Source organism: Blastococcus sp. TF02-09 (assembly GCF_003319105.1).
Classification (GTDB): domain Bacteria; phylum Actinomycetota; class Actinomycetes; order Mycobacteriales; family Geodermatophilaceae; genus Blastococcus.
The window spans coordinates 24,669-48,963 of sequence record NZ_QOHH01000014.1 but is presented as its reverse complement, the minus strand read 5'-3'; the positions used below and the strand labels follow the sequence as shown (position 1 = coordinate 48,963).

Below are 24,295 nucleotides of genomic sequence, written 5' to 3'. Positions count from 1 at the left end.
TGGCACATCCAGCGCACCGATCCGGAGCAACCCGTTCCCTCCTCCGTGACGCCGGTGTGGTGGAGTCAGCCAACCAGACTCCTTCGGAAGGACGAGCAATGGCGCAGACCACCGTCGACGGCGTCGAGGGCGTGCAGAGCCTCGTCGGGCAGCACCTCGGCTACAGCGACTGGGTGACGATCACCCAGGAGCAGGTGCAGCAGTTCGCCGACGCGACCGGTGACCAGCAGTGGATCCACGTCGACCCCGAGCGCGCGAAGAAGGAGAGCCCCTTCGGCGGGCCGATCGCGCACGGCTACCTGACGCTGTCGCTGCTGCCCTCGCTGGTGCCGCAGATCGTCACGATCACCGGCTTCAGCATGGGCGTGAACTACGGCACCGAGAAGGTGCGCTTCCCCTCGCCGGTGCCCGTGGGCGCGCGCGTGCGGGCCGGCGCGACGATGGAGTCCGCGACCCCGTTCGCCGGCGGCATCGCGATGAATCTGGCTGTGACGATGGAGATCGAGGGCGGCACCAAGCCCGCGATGGTCGCCACTGTCGTCTACCGCCGCTACGTCTGACCCACCCTCCGGGACTTTCTGTACAGAAAGTCCCGGAGGGCTCTGCTTTTCCGCGGTAAAGCGGGCTGCTTTTCCGCGGAAAAGCGGTGGGTTCAGTCGACGAGGGCCTGGTTGACCAGCTGGCGCAGGTAGTTGCGGATCGGCAGGGTGCTCGAGGGCAGCAGCTGCGTGAAGAACTGCACCGTCACGTCCTCGACCGGGTCGACGTAGAAGGCCGTGGACGCCGCTCCGCCCCAGCTGTAGTCGCCGGGGCTGGAGAGCACCCCGTAGGCCGCCGGGTCCAGGACCATCGAGAAGCCCAGGCCGAAGCCGACGCCGCGCATCGGCGTCTCGGCGAACAGCGGCCGGCCGTAGGTGTCCAGGTCCACGTTGCCGGGCAGGTGGTTGGTGCGCATCTGCCGGATGGTCCGCGGGCTCAGCAGCCGCCCGCCGTCGTAGGAGCCGCCGCGCCGCAGCATCTCGACGAACCGCAGGTAGTCCCCCGCGGTGGAGACCAGCCCGCCGCCACCGGACAGGAAGTCGGGCTTGCGATGGGCGCCCCGGTCCATCGCCTCGCTGAACGTCATGCCCGAGGAGGGCCCGCCCGGCGTGCCCGGCGTCGCGAGGTAGAGGCGGGCGAGGGACTCGGGGTCGTCCTCGGGGCGCAGGCCGAAGGAGGTGTCCTGCATGCCCAGCGGGGCGAAGATGCGGGAGGCGAAGAACTCGTCCAGCGGCTGTCCGGAGATGACCTCGACGAGCCGGCCGAGGACGTCGGTGGAGACGCCGTAGTTCCACTCGGTCCCGGGCTGGAAGACCAGCGGTGCCGACGCCCACTGGCGGGTGACCTCGGCGGAGTCGGCGCCGCGGGGGGTGCCCCACTCGTGGCCCATGGCGCGGTAGATCGCGTCGACGGGGTGGGCGTGGTGGAAGCCGTAGGTGAGCCCCGACGTGTGGCTGAGCAGGTGCCAGACGCGGATCGGCTCGATCTGCGGGACAGTGACCGGCTTCTGCGCGGAGCCGGCGACGTAGACGCGGGTCTCGGCGAACTCGGGCAGCCACTTCGTGATCGGGTCGGTGAGCTCGAAGGCGCCCTCCTCGTACAGCATCATCGCCGCGACCGAGGTGATGGGCTTGGTCATCGAGAAGATGCGCCAGCGGGTGTCGTCCTCCACCGGCAGGCCGGCCTCCATGTCCCGGAAGCCGCCGCGGCCGACGTGCACGAGCTCGCCGTGCCGGGCGACGGTGACCAGGAAGCCGGGCAGCTGGCCGTCGTCCACCCAGCGGGACAGCCGCCGGTCCAGCCGCTCGAGCCGGCCGGCGTCGAAGCCCACCTCGGCCGGATCGGTGCTGACGGTCAGATCACTGCCCACGGGGGACCTCCGCTGCCTGTGCGCCGACCGCCGTCGGGCGGCGCCTGCACCCGCATCCTGACCCATGGCACTGTGGCCCGGACCACACGGGTGCGGCGCGACGCCCGACGGCGGTCGGCGGAGCGCTCAGGTCAGGAGACCGGGACGGCGCTCGCAGCCTTCTTGAGGTTCGAGCCGGCGGTCACCTTGACGGTGTTCGCGGCCGCGATCTCGATCGTCTCGCCGGTCTGCGGGTTGCGGCCCGTGCGAGCGGAGCGCTGCGTGCGCTCGACGGTCAGCAGGCCGGAGACGGCGACCTTGTCGCCGCGGGTGATGGCGTCGACGAGCTCCTCCTGGAGACCGGCGATGACGGCGTCCACGGTGGAGGCCGGCACATCGGCGCGCTTGGCGATGGCGGAGACCAGTTCAGCCTTGTTCATCGAGCATCCTTTCGTTGGGGGGTGACCGGTGCCTTCGGTTCGACACCTGGCCGACGCCCCGGGCGCGATCTGCGCCGTGGGGTGTCCGGATCCGCGCCACGCGGCGCAGGGGTCCGGGCCCGGCCTGACGAGAGCCGGACCCGGGGCACGCTGCCATGTCGGCCCGACAATCCGCCAGTGGGCGGCGATTTCCGGGCCCTGGATGGCTCCCAGGTCACATCTGCCCCACGCCGGACGGCGCGCAACTGTGGTCCAGCCCACTTAGCGTGGGGGCATGGCGCAGCTCCCCGGGACCGATCTGACCGTCAGCGACCTCTGCCTGGGCGGCAACGTGTTCGGCTGGACGGCGGACGCGCCGACGTCCTTCGCCGTCCTCGACCGGTTCCTCGACGCGGTGGACCCGCAGCCGGCGTTCGTGGACACCGCCGAGATGTACGGCAACGGCGCCTCGGAGCAGATCCTGGGCGACTGGATGGCGTCCCGGATCGCCCGCGACCGGGTCGTCGTCGCCACCAAGGCCTCGCCGGGCCGGAAGGAGCACCCGCTGGCCGCCGGGGAGATCCGCGCCGCGGCCGAGCGATCGCTGCGGCTGCTGCAGACCGACCGGATCGACCTGTACTACGCCCACTACGACGACCCGACGACGCCGCTGGAGGAGACCCTCACCGCGTTCGACGAGCTGGTGCAGCGGGGCTTGGTCCGGTACGTGGCGGCGTCGAACTACTCGGCGGCGCGGCTGATCGAGGCCCACGAGACGGCGCAGCGGCTGGGCATCCGGGGGTACACCGCCCTGCAGACGCACTACAACCTGGTGGAGCGCGAGGCCTACGAGGGCGAGCTGCGCGACGCCGTGCAGGCGCTGGGCATCGGGGTGCTGCCCTACTTCGGGCTGGCGAAGGGGTTCCTCACCGGCAAGTACCGGGCGGGGGAGCAGATCGACTCACCGCGCGCGAAGGGTGCGGCGGCCTACGTGGGCGAGCGCGGCGACCGGGTGCTGACCGCGCTGGGCGACGTCGCCCGGGCCCAGGGCGTTCCCGTGCCCGCGGTGGCCCTGCGCTGGCTGGCCGACCAGCCCACGGTGGTGGCGCCGATCGCGTCCGGCCGGAACGTGGACCAGCTGGCGGACCTGCTGCCGATGCTCGACCTGGTGCTCACCGACGACCAGCGCGAACAGCTGGACCGCGCCTCGGCCTGACCGGTGAGCCGGCGCGGCCGCGCCCGCCGACCGGTTGGTCAGGCAGGGCGGATGGCAGGCCGGACGAGCACGTCGGAGTCGGTGCCCGGCTCCGCAGCGCCGTGGGCCTCGACGGCATGACGCCGGGTCTGCACGAGGATGCCCTCGTCGTCCGCGGCCGTGAAGCTCGAGGCGCAGCCGGGGATGATGTCGCCGCAGGCGAAGCGCTTCAAGGGGTTCTCCTTCTGGTGAGGGATCGGGTGCAGGGGGTCGTGATCAACGGCTCTTGCGGGCCGCGGCGATGAGGTCCTCGACGCGGAGGATCCCCAGGACGTGGCCCGTGAGGTCGGTGCACACCACCGGCTCCCACCGGTGCGCCGACGCGCGGGTCATGGCGCGCTGGAGGGTCTCGTGGACGTCGCTGGACGGGTGGACCCGCAGCGAGACCGGGGCGGTGTACACCTCCGCCGTCCGCGGGTCACTGAGCAGCAGCCCGGCGGGCTCGCCGTGCAGGCCGAGGAGCAGGGCCGGCGGGACGCCGACGACGTCCTCGCCGTGGGCGCACTGGCGCACCGGCCGGAGCAGGCTGGCCACGCTCTCGGTCAGCCGGGCGCGGGCCACCTGGGCGCGGACGAGCTGCGCCACCTCGGGGGCGAGCGGGGCGAACGTGGGAGCGGGGCGGCCCAGCAGCCACCCCTGCGCGAGGGGGACGCCGAGCTGGGCGAAGGCGGCCAGCTCGGCCGCCGTCTCGACGCCCTCGGCGAGCATCCAGGCGTCGATGCGGCCGGCGAACTCGCCGACCATCTCGGCCAGCGCCATCCGGACGGGGTCGGCGTCGGCGTCGGCCACGAGTGCGCGGTCGAGCTTGACCAGCTGCGGGCGCAGGGCGGCCATCTGCTGGAGGCCGGAGTAGCCGCTGCCGGCGTCGTCGAGGGCGATGAGGGCGCCGCGGGCGCGCAGCGCGTCGGTCTGCCGCCGCAGGGCGGCGAGGTCGTCGACGGGGGTGTGCTCGGTGAGCTCGACGACGACGCGGTGCAGGTCGGGGCGGGTGGCCAGCGCGTTCTGCACCGGTGTCGTGCCCAGCAGGTGCGGGCTCACGTTGACGGTGAGGAACGTGTCGTCGGGCAGGGCGGGGACGGCGGCGAGCGCCTGGTGGAGGGCCAGCGCCTCGAGCTCGGCGGCGATCCCGGCCTCGGCGGCGGCGACGAACCAGACGTCGGGGCCGGCCGAGCCCGGGAAGCGGGCCAGCGCCTCGTACCCGGCGATCGTGCCGGTCTCGAGCCCGACGATCGGCTGGAAGGCCAGCGTCAGGTCGGCGGGGTCGGCCAGTAGCGGACGGCAGTCCGGCAGGCCGATGCGTGTCCCGAGCATGCTTGACCATCGGACGGTGCGGCGCCGTTCTTGAGGCAGGTGCGCGGGGTCACCCCGGCGAGGGAGGTCGCGCCACGGACGGTGCCGTCCCGTATCTCGGGCCGGGGCGTGCGAGCATTCTCCCGGTGGTGGCCGTCCCGGCGCCGTCGTTCCGCCCGGAGGGGGGCCACAGGTGCCCGGCTCGCAGGTGAGCTCCGCCGTCGAGGACGTCCTCGTCGACCCGGTGCGCATCGCGGCTGCCCGCCGGCTGCTCTCGGAGGTCCCCGGACCCGCCGCCTACGACCGGCTGTCCCGGCTCGCAGCCCGGCTGGTGGGTGCCGGCCACGCCAAGGTCACGCTGTTCACCGACGAGGACCTGGTCGTGGGCGGGTACGGGCTGCCGCCGGGCGTGGTGGGCGGTCCGGCGCTGCTCACCGGCCGGCTGTCGGCGATGGTCGTCTCCGGCGGCGCCCCGCTGGTCCTCCCGGACGCGCGGGTCGACGAGCGCATCGCGGACCTGCCCGCGGTGACCTCGGGACAGGTCGGCGCCTACCTCGGCTCGCCGTTGACGACGGCGGCCGGGCACGTGGTCGGGGTGCTGGCGCTCTACGACCCGGAGCCGCGCCCCTGGACCGCCGACGACGCCGAGCTGCTGCGGCAGCTGGCCGGCTCCGTGGTGGCCGAGCTCGAGCTGGCCGCCGCGAACGCCGCCGTCACGTCGTCGACCCGGCGCCTCGACGCCGCCCTGGAGGCGAGCTCGGTGGGCATCTGGGAGGTGGACCTGCGGCGCGGCGAGATGGACTGGGACGAGCGCAGCGCCGCCATCTTCGGGCACGAGGGTGCGCTCCGCCTGCCCATGGACGTGCTCATGACGGAGTACGTGCACCCGGACGACCGGGAGTCCGCCGGGCGGATCATGGGCGAGGCCATCGAGGCCCGCGCCCAGTACACGATCGAGCTGCGGGTCGTGCGGCGCGGCGGTGACGTCCGCTGGATCGTCTGCCGGGGCCGCGTCCTGTCCGACATCGACGGCTCACCGGTTCGGATCCTCGGCACCGTCCTGGACGTCACCGAGGCCCGGGACCAGGCCCGGACCCAGCTGGTGGCGGTGCAGCGGACGGCGGCGATCGCCGCCGTGGCCGCGGAGGTCGCGAACGCCACCGACATCGACCAGCTGGCCGAGATCACGCTGCGCGGGGCCGAGGTGCTGGGTGCGGTCTCCGGCGGGGTGGCCGTGAACGAGCCGGACGGCGCGACGGCCCAGCTGTACCTGGGCCAGCGGCTCCTGGACGCCATCGACCCCGATCTGCTGCCCAGCGACCGGGTGGTCATCGAGCTGGACGACGCGCTGCCCACCCAGTACACCGCGCGGACCGGGGAGCGCGTGCTGCTGGTCACCGCGGACGAGGGCGTCGCCCGCTTCCCGGCCATGGCCGGGGTCACCGACGTCCTGGGTGTCCGGGCGCTCGCGTCGCTGCCCCTGGTCGTCGAGGGGAACCTGCTGGGCAGCTTCGTCGCCTACTGGACCAGCGACCACGCCTTCGACGCCGACGAGCTCCGGCTGCTCGAGGGCCTCGCGGCGCAGATCTCGGTGAGCATCTCGCGGCTGCAGGCCGACACCGCACGCGACAGCGCCGTCACGGCGATGACCGAGGCCAACCAGCGGCTCGAGCTGCTGGCCGAGGCCGGCCGGGTGCTGTCGAGCACGATGGACATCGACGAGCAGCTCCAGCGCCTGGCCTCGCTGGTCGTGCCGCGCCTGGGCGACTGGTGCTGGATCGTCACGACCGACGAGCACGGCCGGCTGCAGGAGTCCGCCAGCGCGCACCGCGACCCGGCCCGCGGCGAGCAGGTGGCGGCCTACGTGCGGATGATGCTGCAGGCGGTCACGCCCGACAGCGCGCCGAAGACGGTGTTCCGCACCGGGCAGCCGCTGGTCATCCCGGCCCTGACGCCCGAGCGCATGGTGCGGTCGCTGTCGGACCCGGCGGCGCGCGAGGCGCTGTGGGCGCTGGCGCCCGCGTCGGCCGCGGCCGTGCCGCTGACCATCCGGGGGCAGACGGTGGGCGTGCTGTGCCTGCTCAACGGCGCCGAGCGCGGTCCCCACCCGGCCGCCGACGTCGAGGCCGCGGTGGAGGTGGGCCGTCGCGCCGGGATGGCGCTGCACCACGCCCGCCTCTACGGCCAGCAGCGCGCCCTCGCCGACGCGCTCCAGCGCAGCATGCTCACCGGGCCGCCGCGGATCCCCGACTGCGAGATCGTGGTGCGCTACGTGCCGGCGGCCGAGGGCGCCGAGATCGGCGGCGACTGGTACGACGCCTTCCAGCAGTCCTCGGGCACGACGGTGCTGGCCATCGGCGACGTCGTAGGGCACGACACCCGGGCGGCGGCCGCCATGGGGCAGGTCCGCAGCCTGCTGCGCGGGATCAGCTTCTCCAGCGGCGGCTCGCCGGCGTGGGTGCTGACCGAGCTGGACCGGACGCTGGCCGGGCTGGGCGTGCACACGATGGCGACGGCGCTCGTGGCGCACCTCGAGCCGGCCGACGGCCCGGGCATGCTGCTGCGCTGGTCGAGCGCGGGGCACCCGCCGCCGGCGCTGCTCGACGCGTCCGGGAGCGCCCGGCTGCTGGAGGGCGCGACGGCCGACCTGCTGCTGGGCGTCGACCCGGCGTCCGGGCGCGAGGACCACACCGCGGTCCTCCAGCGCGGGACGACGGTGCTGCTCTACACCGACGGCCTCGTGGAGCGGCGGGACCGGGACATCGACGCGGGCACCGCGGAGCTGCTCCGGGTCCTGGGCGGGTGCGCCGGCCTGCCGCTGGACGAGGTGTGCGACCAGGTGCTGCGCCGGATGTTCCTCCCGGACGCCGAGGACGACGTCGCCGTCCTCGCCGTCCGGCTGAGCTGACCCGAGCGCGCGAGGGGCAGCTCGACCGGACGGGGATGGAACGGCCCCCGTTCAGGGCCCCGGTCCGAGCCTGCGAGGACCGGGGGGAACGGGGGTCCTTCTACTGACCCGGGGGCACGTCCAGGTCGGTCGCGGTGTCGTTCGGGGTGGCCTCGCCGTTCTGGGCGCGCAGCTCGGCGTCCCGCGCGGCCATCGCCTCCTGGCGGCCGGCCTCCTCCTCCAGGATCGCCGCGGCCTTCCACGCGTCCGGGATGGCGAAGCCGTCGACCAGGGTGACCAGGTGCGGGCGCAGCTCCCGCAGCAGCTGGTTCACCGTGGCGGTGAGCAGCTTGGCGCGCGCCGGGGTGAGCTGGCCGTGCTCCAGGAACCAGGCCTTGTCCGCCTCGATGGTCGACAGGGCGTAGAGGTCGCACAAGGTGTCGAGCAGCCGCTGGGCGGCGGGGTCCTCGGTGCGGTCGACGCCGGCGACGAAGGACTCCAGCACGATGCGCTCGATGTGCGTCTGGGCCGCCTTGAGCACGTGGTCCTGGACGTCGTTGAACATGTCGAACGGCGCCATGCCCTCGGTCGTGGAGTTCTTCCGCAGCCGCCGGATCGCGCCCTCCAGCGAGTGCTTCTCGCGGAACTCGAACATCTTCAGCTGCCAGCCGCGCTCCAGCATCGGCACCTCGTCGGTGCCCGGGACGGCGTCGACGAGGCGGGCGATGAGGCCCCGGGCCGCCGTCCGCTCCAGCACCGTCTCCCGGACCATGTCGGCGACGAAGCCCACGCGGCCCCAGCCGTCCAGCGAGCCGAAGTTGTCGCGGTACCCGGTGAGCAGCCCCTTGGCGACCAGCTGCAGCAGGACGGTGTTGTCGCCCTCGAACGTGGTGAAGACGTCGGTGTCGGCCTTGAGGTGCGGCAGCCGGTTCTCCTGCAGGTAGCCCGCACCACCGCAGGCCTCGCGGCACATCTGGATGGTCTGCGTGGCGTGCGCGGTCTGGGCCACCTTGAGGCCGGCGGCCCGGGACTCCAGCTCGCGCTGCGCGTGCTCGTCGATCTCCTGGCCGTGCACGTGCACGGCGGTCTGGACGTCGTGCATCGTCGAGACCAGCTCGCCCTGCGCGAAGTGCAGCGCGTAGGTCTTCGCCAGCGCCGGCAGCAGCTTGCGCTGGTGCACGAGGTAGTCGTTGATGACGATCTCGCGCTCCTCGCCGGGGGCGGCGAACTGGCGGCGCACCTCGCCGTAGCGGGCGGCGATGTCGAGGGCGAGCTTGGTGGCCGAGCCCGCGGAGCCGCCGACGCTCACCCGGCCGCGCACCAGGGTGCCCAGCATGGTGAAGAAGCGGCGGGTCTCGTTCTCGATGGAGCTGGTGTAGGTGCCGTCCTCGGCCACCTGGCCGTAGCGGTCCAGCAGCATGTCGCGCGGGACGCTGACGTGGTCGAACGTGAGCCGGCCGTTGTCGACGCCGAGCAGGCCGGCCTTCGGGCCGTCGTCCTCGATGGTGACGCCGGGCATCGGGTTGCCCTGCTCGTCCCGGATCGGCACCAGCCAGGCGTGCACCCCGTGGTTGGTCCCCTGGGTGACCAGCTGGGCGAACACGACCGCCATCCGGCCGTCTTTCGCGGCGTTGCCGATGTAGTCCTTGCGGGCCGCCTGGTGCGGGGTGTGCAGGTCGAAGGTCTGCGTCGCGGGGTCGTACGTGCAGGTGGTGCGCAACTGCTGGACGTCGGAGCCGTGGCCGGTCTCGGTCATGGCGAAGCAGCCGGGGATGTCGAAGCTCATGACGTCGCGCAGGTACTGGTCATGGTGGCGCTTGGTGCCGAGCAGCTGCAGGGCGCCGCCGAACAGGCCCCACTGGACGCCGGTCTTGACCATGATCGACAGGTCGTTGAACGCGACCATCTCGATCGAGGTGACCGAGCCGCCGGAGTCGTCCTGGCCGCCGTACTCCTTGGGGAAGCCCAGGACGACGCGGCCGGACTCGGCCAGCTTCTTCGCCGCGCGGGTCACCCGCTCGCGGGCCTCGGTCATCGACTCGCCGTAGACCGGCAGGAAGTCCGGGTCGTCGAGGTTCTCGCGGGCGTCGCGGCGCACGTGGGCCCAGCGGCCGTCCAGGACCTCGCGGAGGACCTTCGGGTCGACCGGGGCGATCGGGGTGCTGGTCACGGTGCCTCCATCGGGTGCGCGGGTGCCACGACGCCGGAGAGTCCGGCCCAGGCGAGATCGGTCAGGTGTGCGGCGAGTTCGGTTCGGAGCATGGGACGCCCGGCGCGCAGCCACCAGTCGGCGGCCGAGCGGACCATCCCGACGAGGCCGTGGCCCCATGCGTCGGCGGGTGCGGGGTCCCGTCCGGCCTGCTCGAGGGCGAGGGCCATGAGGGCGGCGGCCTGGTCGCCGACGAGGTCGGCCAGGTTGGCGATCGGGTCGGCGCCCTCGGCCGGGTGCTGGGAGACGACGAAGCGGTAGACCTGCGGCTCGGCCTCCAGGAAGGCGAGGTAGGTCCCGATGGCGGCCGCGGTCATCTCGTGCGGGTGCGGGCTGCTGCGCATCGCCGTCCGCAGTTCGGCGAGCAGCCGCCCGGCCACCTCGGTGCAGACGGCGACGTAGAGCTGCGACCGGTCGGCGAAGTGCCGGTAGACGACGGTCTTGCTGGTCCCGGCCGCGGCGGCGATCTCGTCCATCCCGACGCCGGCGCCGTGCCGGCCGACGGCGGTCAACGTCGCCTGGACGAGTTGTTCCCGGCGCGCGCGGCGGTGCTCGTCCCATCTCGAGTCGCGACGGTCGCGCCGCTGCGGCACATTTCCGGAGGCGCTCAGGGCTGCTCCGGCCTCGCCGCGCGGGGCGCTGTCTCCGTGCGAGGAGCGTCTCACCGCCTCGGCTTTCATGTAATCGACGGTACCGCGTACTCTCGGTACCGGCCACTCACCCGAACCCCGGAGGTCCCCATGGCTGACACCTCGACGCCCGCGACCCGCACGGCGGCGATCGTCGGCGGGAACCGCATCCCGTTCGCGCGGTCCAACACGGCGTACGCGCAGGCGTCCAACCAGGACATGCTCACCGCGACGCTCGACGGGCTCGTCGCCCGGTTCGGGCTGCAGGGCGAGCAGGTCGGCGAGGTCGTCGCCGGCGCCGTCCTCAAGCACGCCCGCGACTTCAACCTGACCCGCGAGTCGGTGCTCGGCTCGACGCTCGCGGCCAGCACGCCGGCCTACGACATCCAGCAGGCCTGCGGCACGGGCCTCGAGGCCGCGATCCTGGTGGCCAACAAGATCGCCCTCGGGCAGATCGAGTCCGGCATCGCCGGCGGCGTCGACACCACCTCCGACGCCCCGCTGGCCGTCGGCGACGACCTGCGCCGCGTGCTGATCTCGCTCAACAGCGCCAAGACCCTGGGCGACCGGCTCAAGGCGCTGTCGCGGATCCGCCCGGGCCAGCTGGTGCCCGACATGCCGCGCAACGCCGAGCCGCGCACCGGCCTCGCGATGGGCGATCACGCCGCGATCACCGCCAAGGAGTGGGAGATCGGCCGCGAGGAGCAGGACGAGCTCGCCGTCCGCTCGCACCAGAACATGGCTGCCGCCTACGACCGCGGCTTCTTCGACGACCTGGTGACGCCCTACCTGGGCCTGACGCGGGACAACAACCTGCGGCCGGACTCCAGCGTCGAGAAGCTCGCGAAGCTGAAGCCCGTCTTCGGCAAGGGCGAGGGCGCGACGATGACCGCCGCGAACTCCACCCCGCTGACCGACGGCGCCTCGGCCGTGCTGCTGGCGTCGGACGAGTGGGCCGCCGCGAAGGGCCTGCCGGTCCTGGCGCACCTGGTCGACGCGCAGACCGCCGCGGTCGACTACGTGCACGGCGGCGAGGGCCTGCTCATGGCGCCGGCCTACGCCGTGCCGGTGATGCTCGCCCGCAACGGCCTGACCCTGCAGGACTTCGACTTCTACGAGATCCACGAGGCGTTCGCCTCCACGGTCCTGTCGACGATGAAGGCCTGGGAGGACCCGGCGTTCTGCAAGGAGAAGCTGGGCCTGGACGCCCCGCTGGGCTCGATCGACCGCTCGAAGCTGAACGTCAACGGCTCGTCGCTCGCGGCCGGGCACCCGTTCGCCGCGACCGGCGGCCGGATCGTCGCCTCGCTGGCGAAGATGCTGCACGAGGCGGGCCCGGGCAAGCGCGGCCTGATCTCCGTCTGCGCCGCCGGCGGCCAGGGCGTCGTCGCCATCCTCGAGTCCTGACCCCCACCTCCCCTGCTTTTCCGCGGTAAAGCGGCCTGCTTTTCCGCGGAAAAGCAGGGATCTCGGAAGGAAGACACCTCCAGTGGCTGACTGGTACACGAACTTCGCCAACTCCGGCGTCGGCACCACCCTCACCAAGCAGCTCGGCCTGCCCCGGCCTGGCGTGCTGCGCCGCTACGAGCCCGGCGACCCGCTGCTCGAGGGCCCGGCGGTCGTCGGCTCGGCCGGCCAGGGCCGGCTGCGCGACACCGTCACCGCCGTCCTCAAGGACGCCGGGGTGACGGTGCTGTCGCCGGTCGTCGCCGACGGGGACGCCACCGGCGAGAAGCTGGGCGCGGTGATCCTGGACGCCACCGGGGTCGCCGGCCCCGCGGACCTCGCGGCGGCGCACGACTTCCTCGCCCCGGCGATCAAGCGGCTGCGGGCCAACGGCCGGGTCGTGATCCTCACCGACCCGCCGGCCGGCGCGGACTCCCCGGCCCAGGCCGCCGCCCGCCAGGCCGTCGACGGGCTCACCCGCTCGATCGGCAAGGAGCTGCGCGACGGCTCGACGGCCAACGCCCTCTACGTGCCCGAGGGTGCCGAGTCCGGCGTCGCCGGGCCGCTCGCCTTCTTCCTCTCCGGCCGGTCGGCCTACGTCGACGGGCAGGGCGTCACCCTGGCGGCCGCCGACGTGCCCGCCACCCAGGACGCCGAGAAGCCGCTGGCCGGCAAGGTCGCCGTCGTCACCGGCGCCGCCCGCGGAATCGGTGCCTCGATCGCCGACGTCATGGCCCGCGACGGCGCGCACGTCGTGGCCGTCGACATCCCCGCGGCCGGTGACAGCCTGGCCGCGGTCGCCAACCGGATCGGCGGGACGGCGCTGCAGCTCGACATCACCGCGCCCGACGCCGCCCAGCGGCTGGTCGAGCACCTGCGCGAGCGGCACGGTGGCGTGGACGTCGTCGTGCACAACGCCGGCATCACCCGCGACAAGCTGCTGGTCAACATGGACGCCGCCCGCTGGAACTCGGTCATGGCGGTGAACCTGCAGGCGCAGCTGGACATCACCCAGGCGCTGCTCGACAGCGACGTCCTCAACCCCGGCGCCCGCGTCGTCTGCGTCTCCTCGCAGTCGGGCATCGCCGGCAACCGGGGGCAGACCAACTACGCGGCGTCCAAGGCCGGCGTCATCGGCATGGTGCGCGCGTGGGCGCCCGCCTTCGCCGAGCGCGGCGCGACGATCAACGCCGTCGCCCCGGGCTTCATCGTCACCGAGATGACGGCGAAGATGCCCTTCGGCACCCGCGAGGTCGGCGCCCGGCTCAACTCGCTGCAGCAGGGCGGGCTCCCGGTCGACGTCGCCGAGACGATCGCCTGGCTGTCGCAGCCGACCAGCGCCGGGGTCAACGGCCAGACCGTGCGGGTGTGCGGCCAGTCGCTGCTGGGTGCCTGACGTGGCGACGACGGTGCTGGACGCCGCCCCGAGCCTGGCGTCGCTGTACGCCAAGGCCGCGCTCACCTCGCGCGGGCGGGGCGGCGACCTGCCGGACACGCACCTGGCCCGGCACGGTGTGACCGTCGACCGCGACCACCTGGCCGCCTACGCGCGGGTCTGCCGGCTGCCGCTGACCGACGTGCTGCCGGCGACCTACCCGCACATGCTCACCTTCCCGCTGCAGATGGCGCTGATGACCGACCGCGCCTTCCCGCTGGCGACGGTGGGGCTGGTGCACGTGCGCAACCGCATCGAGGTGCTGCGCGGCGTGCGCGCCGACGAGGCGCTGGACCTGGAGGTCTGGGCCGAGCGGTTCGCCGCGCACCGCAGCGGTGCGACGGTCGACCTGTGCGCGTCGGCCACCGTGGCCGGCCAGGAGGTCTGGCGCTCCCGCTCGACCTACCTGTCCCGCGGGGCCAAGGCGCCCGACGGAGCCCCGGAGGCCGACGTCGACGTCGCGGTCGGGGCGCTGGAGCGGACGGCGGCGACCTGGCGGGTGCCCGACGACGCCGGACGGCGCTACGCGAAGGTCTCCGGTGACGTGAACCCGATCCACCTGTCGGGCCTGACCGCGAAGGCGCTGGGCTTCAAGCGGGCCATCGCGCACGGCATGTGGGTGAAGGCCCGGGTGCTGGGCGCGCTGGCGGGCCGGCTGCCCGAGGCGCTCGAGGTCGACGTCGCGTTCCGCAAGCCGCTGTTCCTGCCCTCGACCGTGGCGCTCGCCACCGCCGAGGTCGGCGGGGGCTGGGACGTCGCCGTCCGCAACGCGGGCAGCGGCACCGAGCACATGGTCGGGACCGTCCGGCCGCGCTGAATTACCCTCTCGTCGCCGTCCGCAGAACAGGGAAGAAGGACCCCGCCCTCCCCGCCCCTCGCACGCTCGGGCCGGGACCCTGGACAGGGCCGACAGACCTACCGGAAGAAAGAGGTTCACCCCCGCATGGCCGTCTCGTTCGAGCTCACCGAGGACCAGATCGAGCTGCAGAAGTGGGTGCACCAGTTCGCCGAGGACGTCGTGCGCCCCGCCGCGCACGAGTACGACGAGCGCGAGGAGACCCCCTGGGAGGTCATCCAGGAGGCCGCGAAGATCGGGCTCTACTCGATCGACTTCTTCGCCACGCAGTCCTTCGACGAGTCCGGCCTCGGCATCCCGATCGCCATGGAGGAGCTCTTCTGGGGCGACGCCGGCATCGGCCTGGCGATCGTGGGCACCAGCCTCGCCGCGGCGTCGGTGAGCGCGAACGGCACGCCGGAGCAGGTCGGCCAGTGGGTGCCGGCCATGTTCGGCACCGAGTCCGAGCCCAAGCTGGCGGCGTTCTGCTCCTCGGAGCCCGACGCCGGGTCCGACGTCGGCGCCATGCGCACCCGCGCCGTCTACGACGAGAAGACTGACGAGTGGGTGCTCAACGGCACCAAGACGTGGGCGACCAACGGCGGCATCGCCGACATCCACGTCGTCACCGCCGTCGTCGACCCCGAGCTCAAGGCCCGCGGGCACGCCAGCTTCGTCGTCCCGGCGGGGACGAAGGGGCTCACCCAGGGGCAGAAGTTTCTCAAGCACGGCATCCGCGCCTCGCACACCGCCGAGGTCGTCCTCGAGGACTGCCGGATCCCGGGCGCGAACCTGCTCGGCGGCAAGGAGAAGCTCGAGGAGCGCCTCGCCCGCGCCCGCGAGGGCGTGAAGACCGGCCGCACCCAGCCGTCGATGGCCACCTTCGAGCGCACCCGCCCCGCGGTGGGCGCCCAGGCCATCGGCGTCGCACGGGCCGCCTACGACTACGCCCTCGAGTACGCCAAGCAGCGCGAGCAGTTCGGCCGCGCGATCATCGAGAACCAGTCGATCGCCTTCATGCTCGCGGACATGAAGACCTCCATCGACGCCGCCCGCCTGCTGGTGTGGCGGGCCGCGTGGATGGCGCGCAACGGCCAGCAGTTCACCGCCGCCGAGGGCTCGATGTCCAAGCTGGTCGCGGGCGAGACCGCCGTCCGGGTCACCGAGCAGGCGATGCAGATCCTCGGGGGCAACGGCTACACCCGCGAGTACCCGGTCGAGCGGATGGCGCGTGACGCGAAGATCTACACGATCTTCGAGGGCACCTCGGAGATCCAGCGGCTGGTCATCGCCCGGACGATCTCGGGCGTCCACATCCGCTGATCCCCCGACGGGTTGCGGAACGCTGTCGGACTGAACTGATCCGCACAACGGGAGCGCGGCCGGTTCGTCAGTGTTCCGGTCGGCCCGAGCGGTGATCGCCTCGGCCGAGGTCACGGTCGAATCACGTCGCGCCCCGTGCGTTCGCGCAGCGTGGCGCGGCGTGGCGACAAGTGCGTGGCGTGGTCCCGTGCTCGCTGGACCGGCGACCCGGACCAGCGAGCCCGGCGTGTCCCGGGCCCTCCTCGGGGAGTCGGCGTGCACCTCGTCCCACCGTCCCGGCGTGCGCTCGGCCTCACGGCCGCCGGCGCTCTCGCCCTGTCCAGCTCGGTCCTCGCCTTCGGTGGCGTCGCCTCGGCCGTCGCCCCGGCGGGCGCCGTCGAGACGGCGAACCCTCCCGGCTTCTCCTACGACCACGACGGCGGCACCGACACGTGGGTGCTCCCGGCCGGCTACTGCGCCGTCTCCTGGCATCTCGAGGGTGGCCAGGGCGGTGCCGGCAGCGGCACCGGTGAGGACGGCGTCCCCGGCGGGGCCTGGACCTGGTGACCTACGTCGCGGACCCCACGGTCGCCACGACCTACCGGCTCGCTCCCGGTGGCGCGGGTGCCGACGCCGCCGCCGGCGGCCTGACCGGTGGGGCCGGCGGCACGAACGCGCTCGACCCGTCGTACGACGGCGCGGACGGCGACGCCGCGGGCGGCGGTGGTGGGGCGAGCTCCGTCGTCACCGGGCCCGGCGACTTCCTGCTCTCGGTCTACGGCGGCAACGGCGGCGGCGACCTCGCCGGCCCGGGCTCGGGGGACGGCATCAACCAGTACCCCGCCGACGGCGAGCTCAGCGTCGATGGCGAGGACGCCGACGGCGGCGCCGGTGCAATCTCCGCCGAGGGCATCGTCTGCGCACCCGCCACGCCGTCCCTCGACTGGGTCCAGGGCGGCGACCGGACGCTGACCCTGCACCTCTCCGAGGGCTGGGGCGGCGGCGTCCCGACCACCGGCTACCAGTACACGCTGGACGGCGGCACCACCTGGACCACCCTGACGACGGCGCTGCGCGACGACTCGCTCATCGGCACCCTCACCGGGCTCACCAACGGCACGAGCTACACCGTCGCGGTGCGGGCGGTCGCGGCGAACGGCACCCCCAGCGACGCGAGCGAGCCCCAGACCGCGACGGCGCACCGCCCGATCGGCGCTCCGGGCGACGTCGCGGTGACGCACACCCCCTCCGGTGGCCTGCACATCACCTGGAGCGCGTCCCCGGCCGACGGCACGTTCCCGATCGCCGGGTACGGCGTGGGCTGGGACGGCGGGCAGATGGGCGGTCCGCTCTGCAGCACCGAGGCGGACGTCCTCAGCTGCGACGTGGCCGCCTCCGACGTCCCGACCAGCGGCCTCTACTGGGTCACCGTCCAGGCGGCCGACAGCGCCGGCAACCCCGGCATCGCGTCCGAGCGGGTGTCCGCCAACGGCGTGCCCTCCGCCGTCCCCACCAAGACCGGCGACCTGGTCCGTCCGGCCGGGGAGAGCGGCCCAGTGACGTCCGGCTCCGCGGTCCGGATCACCGGCAGCGGCTACGCGCCGCACTCGACGGTGACGCTGATCGTCTACTCCGTCCCCCGGGTGCTGGCCACCACGGTGGCGGACGGCGACGGCGACATCGACGTCACGGTGACCCTGCCCGAGGACCTCGCGGCGGGCGAGCACACGCTGGTCGCGGCGGGCGTCGGCGCCGATGGCCAGGCCCACTACCTGACCCTGCCGATCACCGTCAGCGCCGCACCGGCCGAGGCGGAGCTGGCCTCCACCGGCGCGGACGTCGCATGGCCGGCCCTGGGCGGACTGGTCGCCCTGGCCGCCGGTGGCGGGCTGCTCGTCGCCGCGCGTCGCCGTCCGCAGGCCTGATCGCACCTCGCACGCAGCTCCGGCCCCGTTCCCGCACCCGCGGGACGGGGCCGGAGCCGTTCGGGCGCGGGAACCGGCACCCGGTCGCGCCTCACCTAGCATTCGGGCTGCTGCCGGCGAGGGGTCCGGCCGGCAGGAACGGGACCGGGGGAGCGGCATGACGGACCCGGACGGCGACCGGACGCAGCGGTGGGACCGCGTGCCCGGGCTCCCGCCGGTCCCCGGTGCCCGTGCCGACGCACCGCCCCGGCGGGGTCTCTGGCGGACGCTCGCCCTCGGCGCCGGCGAGCTGCTGGTCACCGCCGGCGTGGTGCTGCTCCTGTTCGCCGTCTACGCGGTGTTCGTGACCGACGTGGTGACGGCGCAGCGGCAGGACGAGCTGTCCGAGCAACTGCGCGAGGAGTGGGACTCCGCGCCCGGGCGCGGCGCGATCACCCGGGTCGAGCTCGGGGACGCGTTCGCCGTGCTGCGCATCCCGCGGCTGGGCGAGGACTACACCCGCGTCGTCCTGGAGGGCACCGAGGAGGAGCAGCTCTCGCAGGGCCCGGGCCACTACACGGACACGGCGATGCCGGGGGAGGAGGGCAACGTCGCGTTCGCCGGCCACCGCGTCGGCAAGGGCTCGCCGTTCCTCCAGCTGGACGCGATGCGGCCCGGTGACCCCGTCGTCGTGGAGACCGCCGACAGCTGGTTCGTCTACCGGGTGCTGGCCGAGGACGATCCCAGCGGGATCCCCGGGATGCAGATCGTCCGCCCGACCGCGCTCGAGGTCATCTCCCCCACCCCGAACGCCGCCGGCGCGGCGCCGTCGGGTGCCTACCTGACCCTGACCACCTGCCATCCCCGCTACTCCGCGCGGCAGCGGCTGGTCGTCCACGCACGCCTCGACGGCGGTGCGCTGAGCAAGGCGCAGTACCCCGACGGCCCCGACGCCCTGCACGAGAACCGCTGACCCGGAGGCCACATGTACGGCTGGATCTGGCGCCACCTCCCCGGCGGCACCGCGAGCAGGACGGTCTGCGCGCTGGTGCTCCTCACCGCGGTGGTCGCGCTGCTGCTCTTCGTCGTCTTCCCGTGGGTGGAGCCCCGGCTGCCGTTCGACGACGTCACCGTCGACTGACCCCGCTTCTCCGCGGAAAAGCCGCCTGCTTTTCCGCGGAGAAGCGGCCTGCTTTTCCGCGGAGAAGCGGCCTGCCTTTCCGCGGAAAAGCAGGGGGGCGTCCCGGGTCGGGTGGCCGGCCGGCGCGGACGGGTGGAAGGTCGGGCCCGGACGACGATCCCCGAAGCATCCGGAGGCTCCCGTGCGCGCCACCCGCCCTCTCGCCCTCGCCGTCGCCGGAACCCTCGCGCTGAGCGCCTGCGGGGGCGGGGAGTCCGTGGACACCGGCGGCGGCGGGGGCGGGGGCGGTGACAACACGCTGGTCGCCGCCGTCAGCGCCCAGCCCGACCAACTCGACCCGCACGTCACCACCGCGTACGCGAGCTTCCAGGTGCTGGAGAACGTCTACGACACCCTCGTGGTCCCCGATCCAGAGGACCTCACGATGCAGCCGAGCCTGGCCACGGAGTGGAAGACCAGCGACGACGGCCTGGAGTGGCGCTTCACCCTGCGCGACGGCGTCACCTTCCACGACGGCAGCGAGTTCGACTCCGCCGACGTCGTCTACTCCTACAACCGGATCATCGACGAGGAGTTGAGCAACTCCTTCCGCTTCCAGAACGTCGAGTCCGTGGCGGCCGACGGCCCGGACACCGTCGTCCTGACCCTGTCCCAGCCGACGCCGAACCTGCTCGAGCGGATCGGGTCGTTCAAGGGCATGGCGATCCTCCCGGAGGGCGCCGCCGACGACCTGGACCTCACCACCGAGGCCAACGGCACCGGCCCCTTCCGGCTGGAGAGCTCGGACGCCAGCAGCACCGTGCTCACCGCGTACGAGGACTACTGGGGCGGCGCCCCGAGCGTCGACGGCGTGGAGTTCCGGTACATCACCGAGCCGGCCGCCGCGCTGACGGCGCTGCAGAACGGCGAGGTGCAGTGGACCGACAACGTCCCGCCGCAGCAGATCGAGTCCCTGGGCGACGACGACTCGGTGGAGCTGGAGACCACGCCCAGCGTCGACTACTGGTACCTGTCCATGAACTACGCCCGCCCGCCGTTCGACAACCGCGACGTGCGGCGCGCGATCTCCCTCGCCGTCGACCGGGAGGCGGTGGCCGAGGCGGCCTGGTTCGGTGCGGCGCAGGCCAACCAGACGGCCATCCCCGAGGACAGCTTCTTCTACTACGACTACGCACCGTTCGACCGCGACGTCGACCAGGCCCGCCAGCTCCTGCAGCAGGCCGGGGTCACGACGCCGCTGACGATGGGCCTGATGGTCACCGACGAGTACCCGGAGACGGTGACCGCGGCGCAGGTGATCGCCAGCCAGCTCGAGGAGATCGGGGTGACCGTCGAGATCGAGACGCTGGACTTCGCCACCTGGCTGGACCGCCAGGGCGCCGGTGACTTCGACGCCTTCTACCTGGGCTGGCTGGGCAACCTCGACCCCGCGGCGTACTACCAGGAGCAGCACCAGACCGGCGGCCCGAACAACTACCAGGGCTACAGCAACCCGCAGGTCGACCAGCTGCTGCAGCAGGGCGCCACGGAGCCCGAGGACGAGGCCCGCAAGGCGATCTACGACCAGGCGGCGCAGCTCATCGTCGACGACGTCTCCTACCTGTACCTCTACAACCCCGACGTGGTGCAGGCCTGGGCGCCGGGGCTGTCGGGCTACCAGATCCGGGCGGACAAGGCGATCAACTTCGAGAACGTGGAGCTGCCCTGACCGGGTACGTCCTCCGCCGCACCGGGCAGTCGGTGGTGGTGCTGGCGGGGGTCAGCGTCATCGTGTTCGCGCTGGTCCACCTGGTGCCGGGCGACCCGGTGCGGCTGGCCCTGGGCACCCGGTTCTCGCAGGAGACCTACGACGCGCTGCGCGAGCGGTCGGGCCTGGACCAGCCGCTGGTGCAGCAGTTCGTCAGCTGGCTGGGCTCGGCGCTCACCGGCGACCTCGGCGTCAGCTTCCGCAGCGGGGACACCGTCGCCTCCCTCATCGGCGAGCGGCTGCCCGCCACGATCACGCTGGCGTTCGCCTCGATCCTCGTCGCGCTGGCCATCGCCGTCCCGCTGGGCACGATCTCGGCGCTGCGGCCGCGGTCGCTCGTCGACCGGGTCGCCACCGTCTTCAGCCAGTTCGGCATCTCGGTGCCGGAGTTCTGGATGTCGATCGTGCTGATCCTGGTGTTCGCCGGGACCCTCGGCTGGCTGCCGTCGGGGGGCTACGTGCCGCTCACCGAGGACCCGGCCGGCTGGCTGCAGCGGCTGATCCTGCCCGCGGTGGTCACCGGCGTGGTGTCCGGCTCGGTGATCACGCGGTTCGTGCGCTCCAGCGTGCTCGAGGCCCTCGGCGCCGACCACGTGCGGACGGCGCAGGCGAAGGGGCTGTCCTCGCGCCAGGTGTTCACCGGGCACGTGCTGCGCAACGCCCTGCTCCCGCTGGTGACCGTCACCGGCGTGCAGCTGGCCTACCTGCTGTCCGGCGTCGTCGTCGTGGAGATCGTGTTCTCCTGGCCCGGGCTGGGGCAGCTCGCCCTGCAGTCGGTGCAGGCGCGCGACTACCCGGTGCTGCAGGGCGCGATCCTGCTGTTCGCCGTCGTCTTCCTCGTCATCAACCTGGTGGTCGACCTGCTCTACACCGCCATCGACCCCCGGATCCGGCGATGACCGCCGAGGTCGGCGCCCCCGTCTCCCTGCGCCCCGCGACACCCCGGTGGCGCGAGACGCTCGGCCTGCTGGCGCACAACCCGACGGCCGCCGTCTCGGCGCTGCTCCTGCTCGCCCTCGTGCTGGTCGCGATCTTCGACGAGACGCTGGCCCCGCAGGGCCCCAACGAGGTCGACGTCGCCGCCCGGCTGGAGTCGCCGAGCGGGGCGCACCCGTTCGGCACCGACGACCTCGGCCGCGACATCCTCAGCCGGGTCGTCCTCGGCACCGGTGTCTCGCTGCGGGTGGGGTTCCTGGCGGTGGGCATCGCGCTGCTCATCGGCACCGGCATCGGGCTGCTCGCGGGGTTCTACGGCCGGTGGATCGACGACGCCCTCATGCGGCTCATGGACATGCTGTTCGCGTTCCCGGCGGTGCTGCTGGCCATCGCCGTGCTCGCCGTCCGCGGTACCGGCTGGGGCAACACCGCGCTGGCCATCGGCATCGTCTACATCCCGGTCTTCGCCCGGGTGACCCGCGCCAGCGTGCTGGGCGTGCGCGAGGAGGTCTACGTGCGGGCCTCGCGCTCGGTGGGCGCCTCGGACTGGCGGCTGCTGACCCGGCACGTGCTGCCCAACGCCGCGCCGCCGATCATCGTGCAGACCTCGATCAGCCTGGCCTTCGCCGTCCTCGCCGAGGCCGCCCTGTCCTTCCTCGGGCTCGGCACCCAGCCGCCGGACCCGTCGTGGGGGCTGATGCTGGCCGAGGGGCGCGGCTTCATCGACCTGGCCTGGTGGCTGGCGTTCTTCCCGGGGATGGCGATCTTCCTGACCGTGCTGTGCTTCAACCTGCTCGGCGACGGGCTGCGCGACGTCCTGGACCCCAAGCAGCGGACGCTCATGGCCGGCGGTGGCCGGTGACGGCGCCGGTGCTCGAGGTCGAGGACCTGCGCGTGCGGCTGCGGACGCCGCGCGGGCCGGCCGACGTGGTGAACGGGCTGTCCTACCGCGTGGGCGCGGGCGAGACCGTCGCCGTCGTGGGGGAGTCGGGCAGCGGCAAGAGCGTCTCGGTGCTGGCGCTGCTGGGCCTGCTGCCCGCGGGCATCGCCACGGTGACCGGACGGGCGCTGCTGCAGGGCGAGGACCTGCTCACCATGGCGCCCGAGCGGCTGCGGCAGGTGCGCGGACCCGGCGCGGGCATGGTCTTCCAGGACCCGATGACCTCGCTGAACCCGGTGCTGACCATCGGCCGGCAGATCGTCGAGGGCATCCGCGCGCACGGCGACGTCGACAAGGCCGCCGCCCGGCGCCGCGCCGCCGAGCTGCTCGGCGAGGTGGGCCTGCCGGACCCGGTCGGTGCGCTGGACCGCTACCCGCACGAGCTGTCCGGCGGCATGCGCCAGCGGGTGGTGATCGCGATCGCGCTGTCGAACTCACCGGCGCTGCTCGTGGCGGACGAGGCGACGACGGCGCTGGACGTCACCGTGCAGGCGCAGATCATCGACCTGGTCGAGAAGCTTCAGGCCGAGCGGGGCACCGGGGTCGTCTGGATCACCCACGACCTCGGGGTCGTGGCCGGGATCGCCGACCGGGTGCTGGTCATGTACGGCGGGCGGTGCGTGGAGGACGGCACGGTCGACGACGTCCTGGAGAACCCGGTCCACCCGTACACGCGCGGGCTGCTCGGCGCGCTGCCCGACCTCGCCCGACCGGCCGTCGGCGGCGTCGTCCCCGACCTCGCCACGGTGCCCGGGGTGCCGCCGGCGCCGACCGACCTGCCGGCGGGCTGCGTGTTCTGGCCGCGCTGCCCGGTGCGCGGCGACGCGCGGTGCGAGACCGAGCAGCCGCCGCTGGCGGTCATCGGCTCGGCGGACGTCCGGCTCCCGCACCGCGCCGCGACCTGGTGCACCGACCGGACTTCCGGTACCGAAAGTCCGGCAGGGGGGTTCCGGTGAGCGGCGACGTGCTGGTCTCCGCCCGGGGGCTGGAGGTGCACTTCCCGGTCGGCGGCCGGGGGTTCCGGAGGAAGCCCGCCGGGCTGCTGCGCGCCGTCGACGGCGTGGACCTGGACATCCACCGCGGGGAGACCCTCGGCCTGGTGGGGGAGTCCGGCTGCGGGAAGTCGACGCTGGGCAACGCGCTGCTGCGGCTGGTGCCCACGACCGGCGGCACGCTCACCTTCGACGGCACTGACCTGACCGGCCTGGAGGGCCGCCGCCTCAAGGAGCTGCGGCGCCGCGCCGGCATGGTGTTCCAGGACCCGTTCGCGTCGCTGGACCCCCGCCGCACCGTGGCCCAGACGGTGGGCGAGCCGCTGGAGGTGCACGGGCTGCGCACCGGCAAGCGGGCGCGCGCCGACCGGGTCGCCGAGCTGCTCGAGCTGGTCGGCCTGGATCCCGGGGTGGCCGGCCGCTACCCGCACGAGTTCTCCGGCGGGCAGCGGCAGCGGGTCGGCATCGCCCGCGCGCTGGCCGGCGAACCGGACTTCCTGGTGTGCGACGAGGCGATCGCCTCCCTCGACGTGAGCGTGCAGGCGCAGGTGCTCAACCTGCTGCGCCGGCTGCAGCGCCAGCTCGGGCTCACGCTGCTGTTCATCTCGCACGACCTCTCGGCCGTGCGGCACATCTCCGACCGCATCGCCGTCATGTACCTGGGCCGCATCGTCGAGGTCGGTCCCGCGCGGGCGGTGGGCACCGATCCGCAGATGCCCTACACGCAGGCGCTGCTGTCGGCGGTGCCGCTACCGCACCCGAAGCTGGAGCGGGAACGGAAGCGGATCGTCCTCACCGGCGACGTCCCCTCGCCGGCCGCCGTCCCCAGTGGCTGCCGGTTCCGCACCCGCTGCCCGTACGCGTTCGAGCCCTGCGACGACGTCGACCCCGCGCTGCAGTCGGTCGGGGCGCCCGGTCAGCAGGCCGCCTGCCACCTCCACGGCGTCGTCGGCGCGCCCGCGGCGGCCCCCGAAGGCGTCACGGCCACCCCCTGACGTCTGCTTCTCCGCGGAAAAGCGGGCTGCTTTTCCGCGGAAGAG

22 protein-coding genes are annotated in these 24,295 nt (G+C 73.5%); 16 read left to right on the top strand and 6 right to left on the bottom strand.

Going from position 1 to position 24,295, the window contains the following annotated elements:
- Positions 1 to 98 precede the first annotated feature (98 nt).
- Positions 99 to 560, top strand: coding sequence for a MaoC family dehydratase (locus DQ239_RS18170; RefSeq protein ID WP_113835827.1), 462 nt, complete (start codon positions 99 to 101; stop codon positions 558 to 560).
- Positions 561 to 652: 92 nt separating this feature from the next.
- Here the strand turns inward: DQ239_RS18170 and DQ239_RS18165 are convergent, their stop codons facing one another.
- Together DQ239_RS18165 and DQ239_RS18160 are read right to left on the bottom strand one after the other, a co-directional pair.
- Positions 653 to 1,909, bottom strand: a complete 1,257-nt coding sequence (locus tag DQ239_RS18165) for a serine hydrolase domain-containing protein (protein WP_113835826.1) — start codon at positions 1,907 to 1,909, stop codon at positions 653 to 655.
- 131 nt (positions 1,910 to 2,040) lie between these two features.
- Positions 2,041 to 2,328, bottom strand: coding sequence for an HU family DNA-binding protein (locus tag DQ239_RS18160; protein WP_091768128.1), 288 nt, complete (start codon positions 2,326 to 2,328; stop codon positions 2,041 to 2,043).
- A gap of 274 nt (positions 2,329 to 2,602) precedes the next feature.
- Here DQ239_RS18160 and DQ239_RS18155 point away from each other — a divergent pair, with 274 nt between their 5' ends.
- The gene (locus DQ239_RS18155; protein WP_113835825.1) at positions 2,603 to 3,523 is read left to right on the top strand and encodes an aldo/keto reductase; all 921 of its coding nucleotides are present in this window, start codon (positions 2,603 to 2,605) and stop codon (positions 3,521 to 3,523) included.
- Between the two features lie 38 nt (positions 3,524 to 3,561).
- On the opposite strand, the gene DQ239_RS18150 is transcribed toward DQ239_RS18155, so the two are convergent.
- Positions 3,562 to 3,735 carry a DUF1059 domain-containing protein gene (locus DQ239_RS18150; RefSeq protein WP_158544892.1) on the bottom strand — a complete coding sequence of 58 codons (174 nt, stop codon included), beginning with the start codon at positions 3,733 to 3,735 and terminating at the stop codon, positions 3,562 to 3,564.
- Positions 3,736 to 3,778: 43 nt separating this feature from the next.
- Entirely contained in the window at positions 3,779 to 4,873 is a 1,095-nt protein-coding gene (locus DQ239_RS18145) for an EAL domain-containing protein (protein WP_113835823.1), read from the bottom strand.
- Positions 4,874 to 5,060: 187 nt separating this feature from the next.
- Here DQ239_RS18145 and DQ239_RS18140 point away from each other — a divergent pair, with 187 nt between their 5' ends.
- The gene (locus DQ239_RS18140; RefSeq protein ID WP_233489468.1) at positions 5,061 to 7,760 is read left to right on the top strand and encodes a SpoIIE family protein phosphatase; all 2,700 of its coding nucleotides are present in this window, start codon (positions 5,061 to 5,063) and stop codon (positions 7,758 to 7,760) included.
- Between the two features lie 100 nt (positions 7,761 to 7,860).
- On the opposite strand, the gene DQ239_RS18135 is transcribed toward DQ239_RS18140, so the two are convergent.
- Positions 7,861 to 9,909: an acyl-CoA dehydrogenase gene (locus DQ239_RS18135; RefSeq protein WP_113835821.1), complete on the bottom strand. Its 2,049-nt coding sequence runs from the start codon at positions 9,907 to 9,909 to the stop codon at positions 7,861 to 7,863.
- Positions 9,906 to 10,460: a TetR family transcriptional regulator gene (locus tag DQ239_RS18130; RefSeq protein ID WP_233489467.1), complete on the bottom strand. Its 555-nt coding sequence runs from the start codon at positions 10,458 to 10,460 to the stop codon at positions 9,906 to 9,908. The genes DQ239_RS18135 and DQ239_RS18130 overlap by 4 nt, the downstream gene beginning before the upstream one ends.
- 228 nt (positions 10,461 to 10,688) lie before the next feature.
- On the opposite strand from DQ239_RS18130, the gene DQ239_RS18125 reads away from it, so the two are divergent.
- From DQ239_RS18125 to DQ239_RS18065, 13 genes are all read left to right on the top strand, one after another.
- Entirely contained in the window at positions 10,689 to 11,984 is a 1,296-nt protein-coding gene (locus DQ239_RS18125; RefSeq protein WP_113835819.1) for an acetyl-CoA C-acetyltransferase, read from the top strand.
- A gap of 82 nt (positions 11,985 to 12,066) precedes the next feature.
- On the top strand, positions 12,067 to 13,419 hold the full coding sequence (locus tag DQ239_RS18120) for a 3-oxoacyl-ACP reductase (RefSeq protein ID WP_113835818.1): 1,353 nt from the start codon (positions 12,067 to 12,069) through the stop codon (positions 13,417 to 13,419).
- Between the two features lies 1 nt (position 13,420).
- Positions 13,421 to 14,275, top strand: coding sequence for a MaoC/PaaZ C-terminal domain-containing protein (locus DQ239_RS18115; protein WP_113835817.1), 855 nt, complete (start codon positions 13,421 to 13,423; stop codon positions 14,273 to 14,275).
- A 126-nt stretch (positions 14,276 to 14,401) separates the two neighbouring features.
- Positions 14,402 to 15,616, top strand: a complete 1,215-nt coding sequence (locus DQ239_RS18110) for an acyl-CoA dehydrogenase family protein (RefSeq protein WP_113835816.1) — start codon at positions 14,402 to 14,404, stop codon at positions 15,614 to 15,616.
- A gap of 255 nt (positions 15,617 to 15,871) precedes the next feature.
- On the top strand, positions 15,872 to 16,162 hold the full coding sequence (locus tag DQ239_RS18105; protein WP_113835815.1) for a hypothetical protein: 291 nt from the start codon (positions 15,872 to 15,874) through the stop codon (positions 16,160 to 16,162).
- A complete protein-coding gene (locus tag DQ239_RS18100) occupies positions 16,159 to 17,520 on the top strand; it encodes an LPXTG cell wall anchor domain-containing protein (protein ID WP_113835814.1) in 1,362 nt (453 codons plus the stop codon). Before DQ239_RS18105 ends, DQ239_RS18100 begins: the two co-directional genes overlap by 4 nt.
- 157 nt (positions 17,521 to 17,677) lie before the next feature.
- Complete coding sequence (locus tag DQ239_RS18095) at positions 17,678 to 18,472, top strand: class E sortase (protein WP_113835813.1); 795 nt, start codon at positions 17,678 to 17,680, stop codon at positions 18,470 to 18,472.
- A gap of 12 nt (positions 18,473 to 18,484) precedes the next feature.
- A complete protein-coding gene (locus tag DQ239_RS20725) occupies positions 18,485 to 18,640 on the top strand; it encodes a hypothetical protein (protein ID WP_199583150.1) in 156 nt (51 codons plus the stop codon).
- A 181-nt stretch (positions 18,641 to 18,821) separates the two neighbouring features.
- Positions 18,822 to 20,348, top strand: coding sequence for an ABC transporter substrate-binding protein (locus DQ239_RS18085; RefSeq protein ID WP_113835811.1), 1,527 nt, complete (start codon positions 18,822 to 18,824; stop codon positions 20,346 to 20,348).
- On the top strand, positions 20,345 to 21,286 hold the full coding sequence (locus DQ239_RS18080; RefSeq protein ID WP_113835810.1) for an ABC transporter permease: 942 nt from the start codon (positions 20,345 to 20,347) through the stop codon (positions 21,284 to 21,286). Before DQ239_RS18085 ends, DQ239_RS18080 begins: the two co-directional genes overlap by 4 nt.
- A complete protein-coding gene (locus DQ239_RS18075; protein WP_113835809.1) occupies positions 21,283 to 22,185 on the top strand; it encodes an ABC transporter permease in 903 nt (300 codons plus the stop codon). The genes DQ239_RS18080 and DQ239_RS18075 overlap by 4 nt, the downstream gene beginning before the upstream one ends.
- A complete protein-coding gene (locus DQ239_RS18070; RefSeq protein WP_113835808.1) occupies positions 22,182 to 23,219 on the top strand; it encodes an ABC transporter ATP-binding protein in 1,038 nt (345 codons plus the stop codon). The genes DQ239_RS18075 and DQ239_RS18070 overlap by 4 nt, the downstream gene beginning before the upstream one ends.
- Entirely contained in the window at positions 23,216 to 24,250 is a 1,035-nt protein-coding gene (locus tag DQ239_RS18065; RefSeq protein ID WP_113835807.1) for an ABC transporter ATP-binding protein, read from the top strand. The genes DQ239_RS18070 and DQ239_RS18065 overlap by 4 nt, the downstream gene beginning before the upstream one ends.
- Positions 24,251 to 24,295 lie beyond the last annotated feature (45 nt).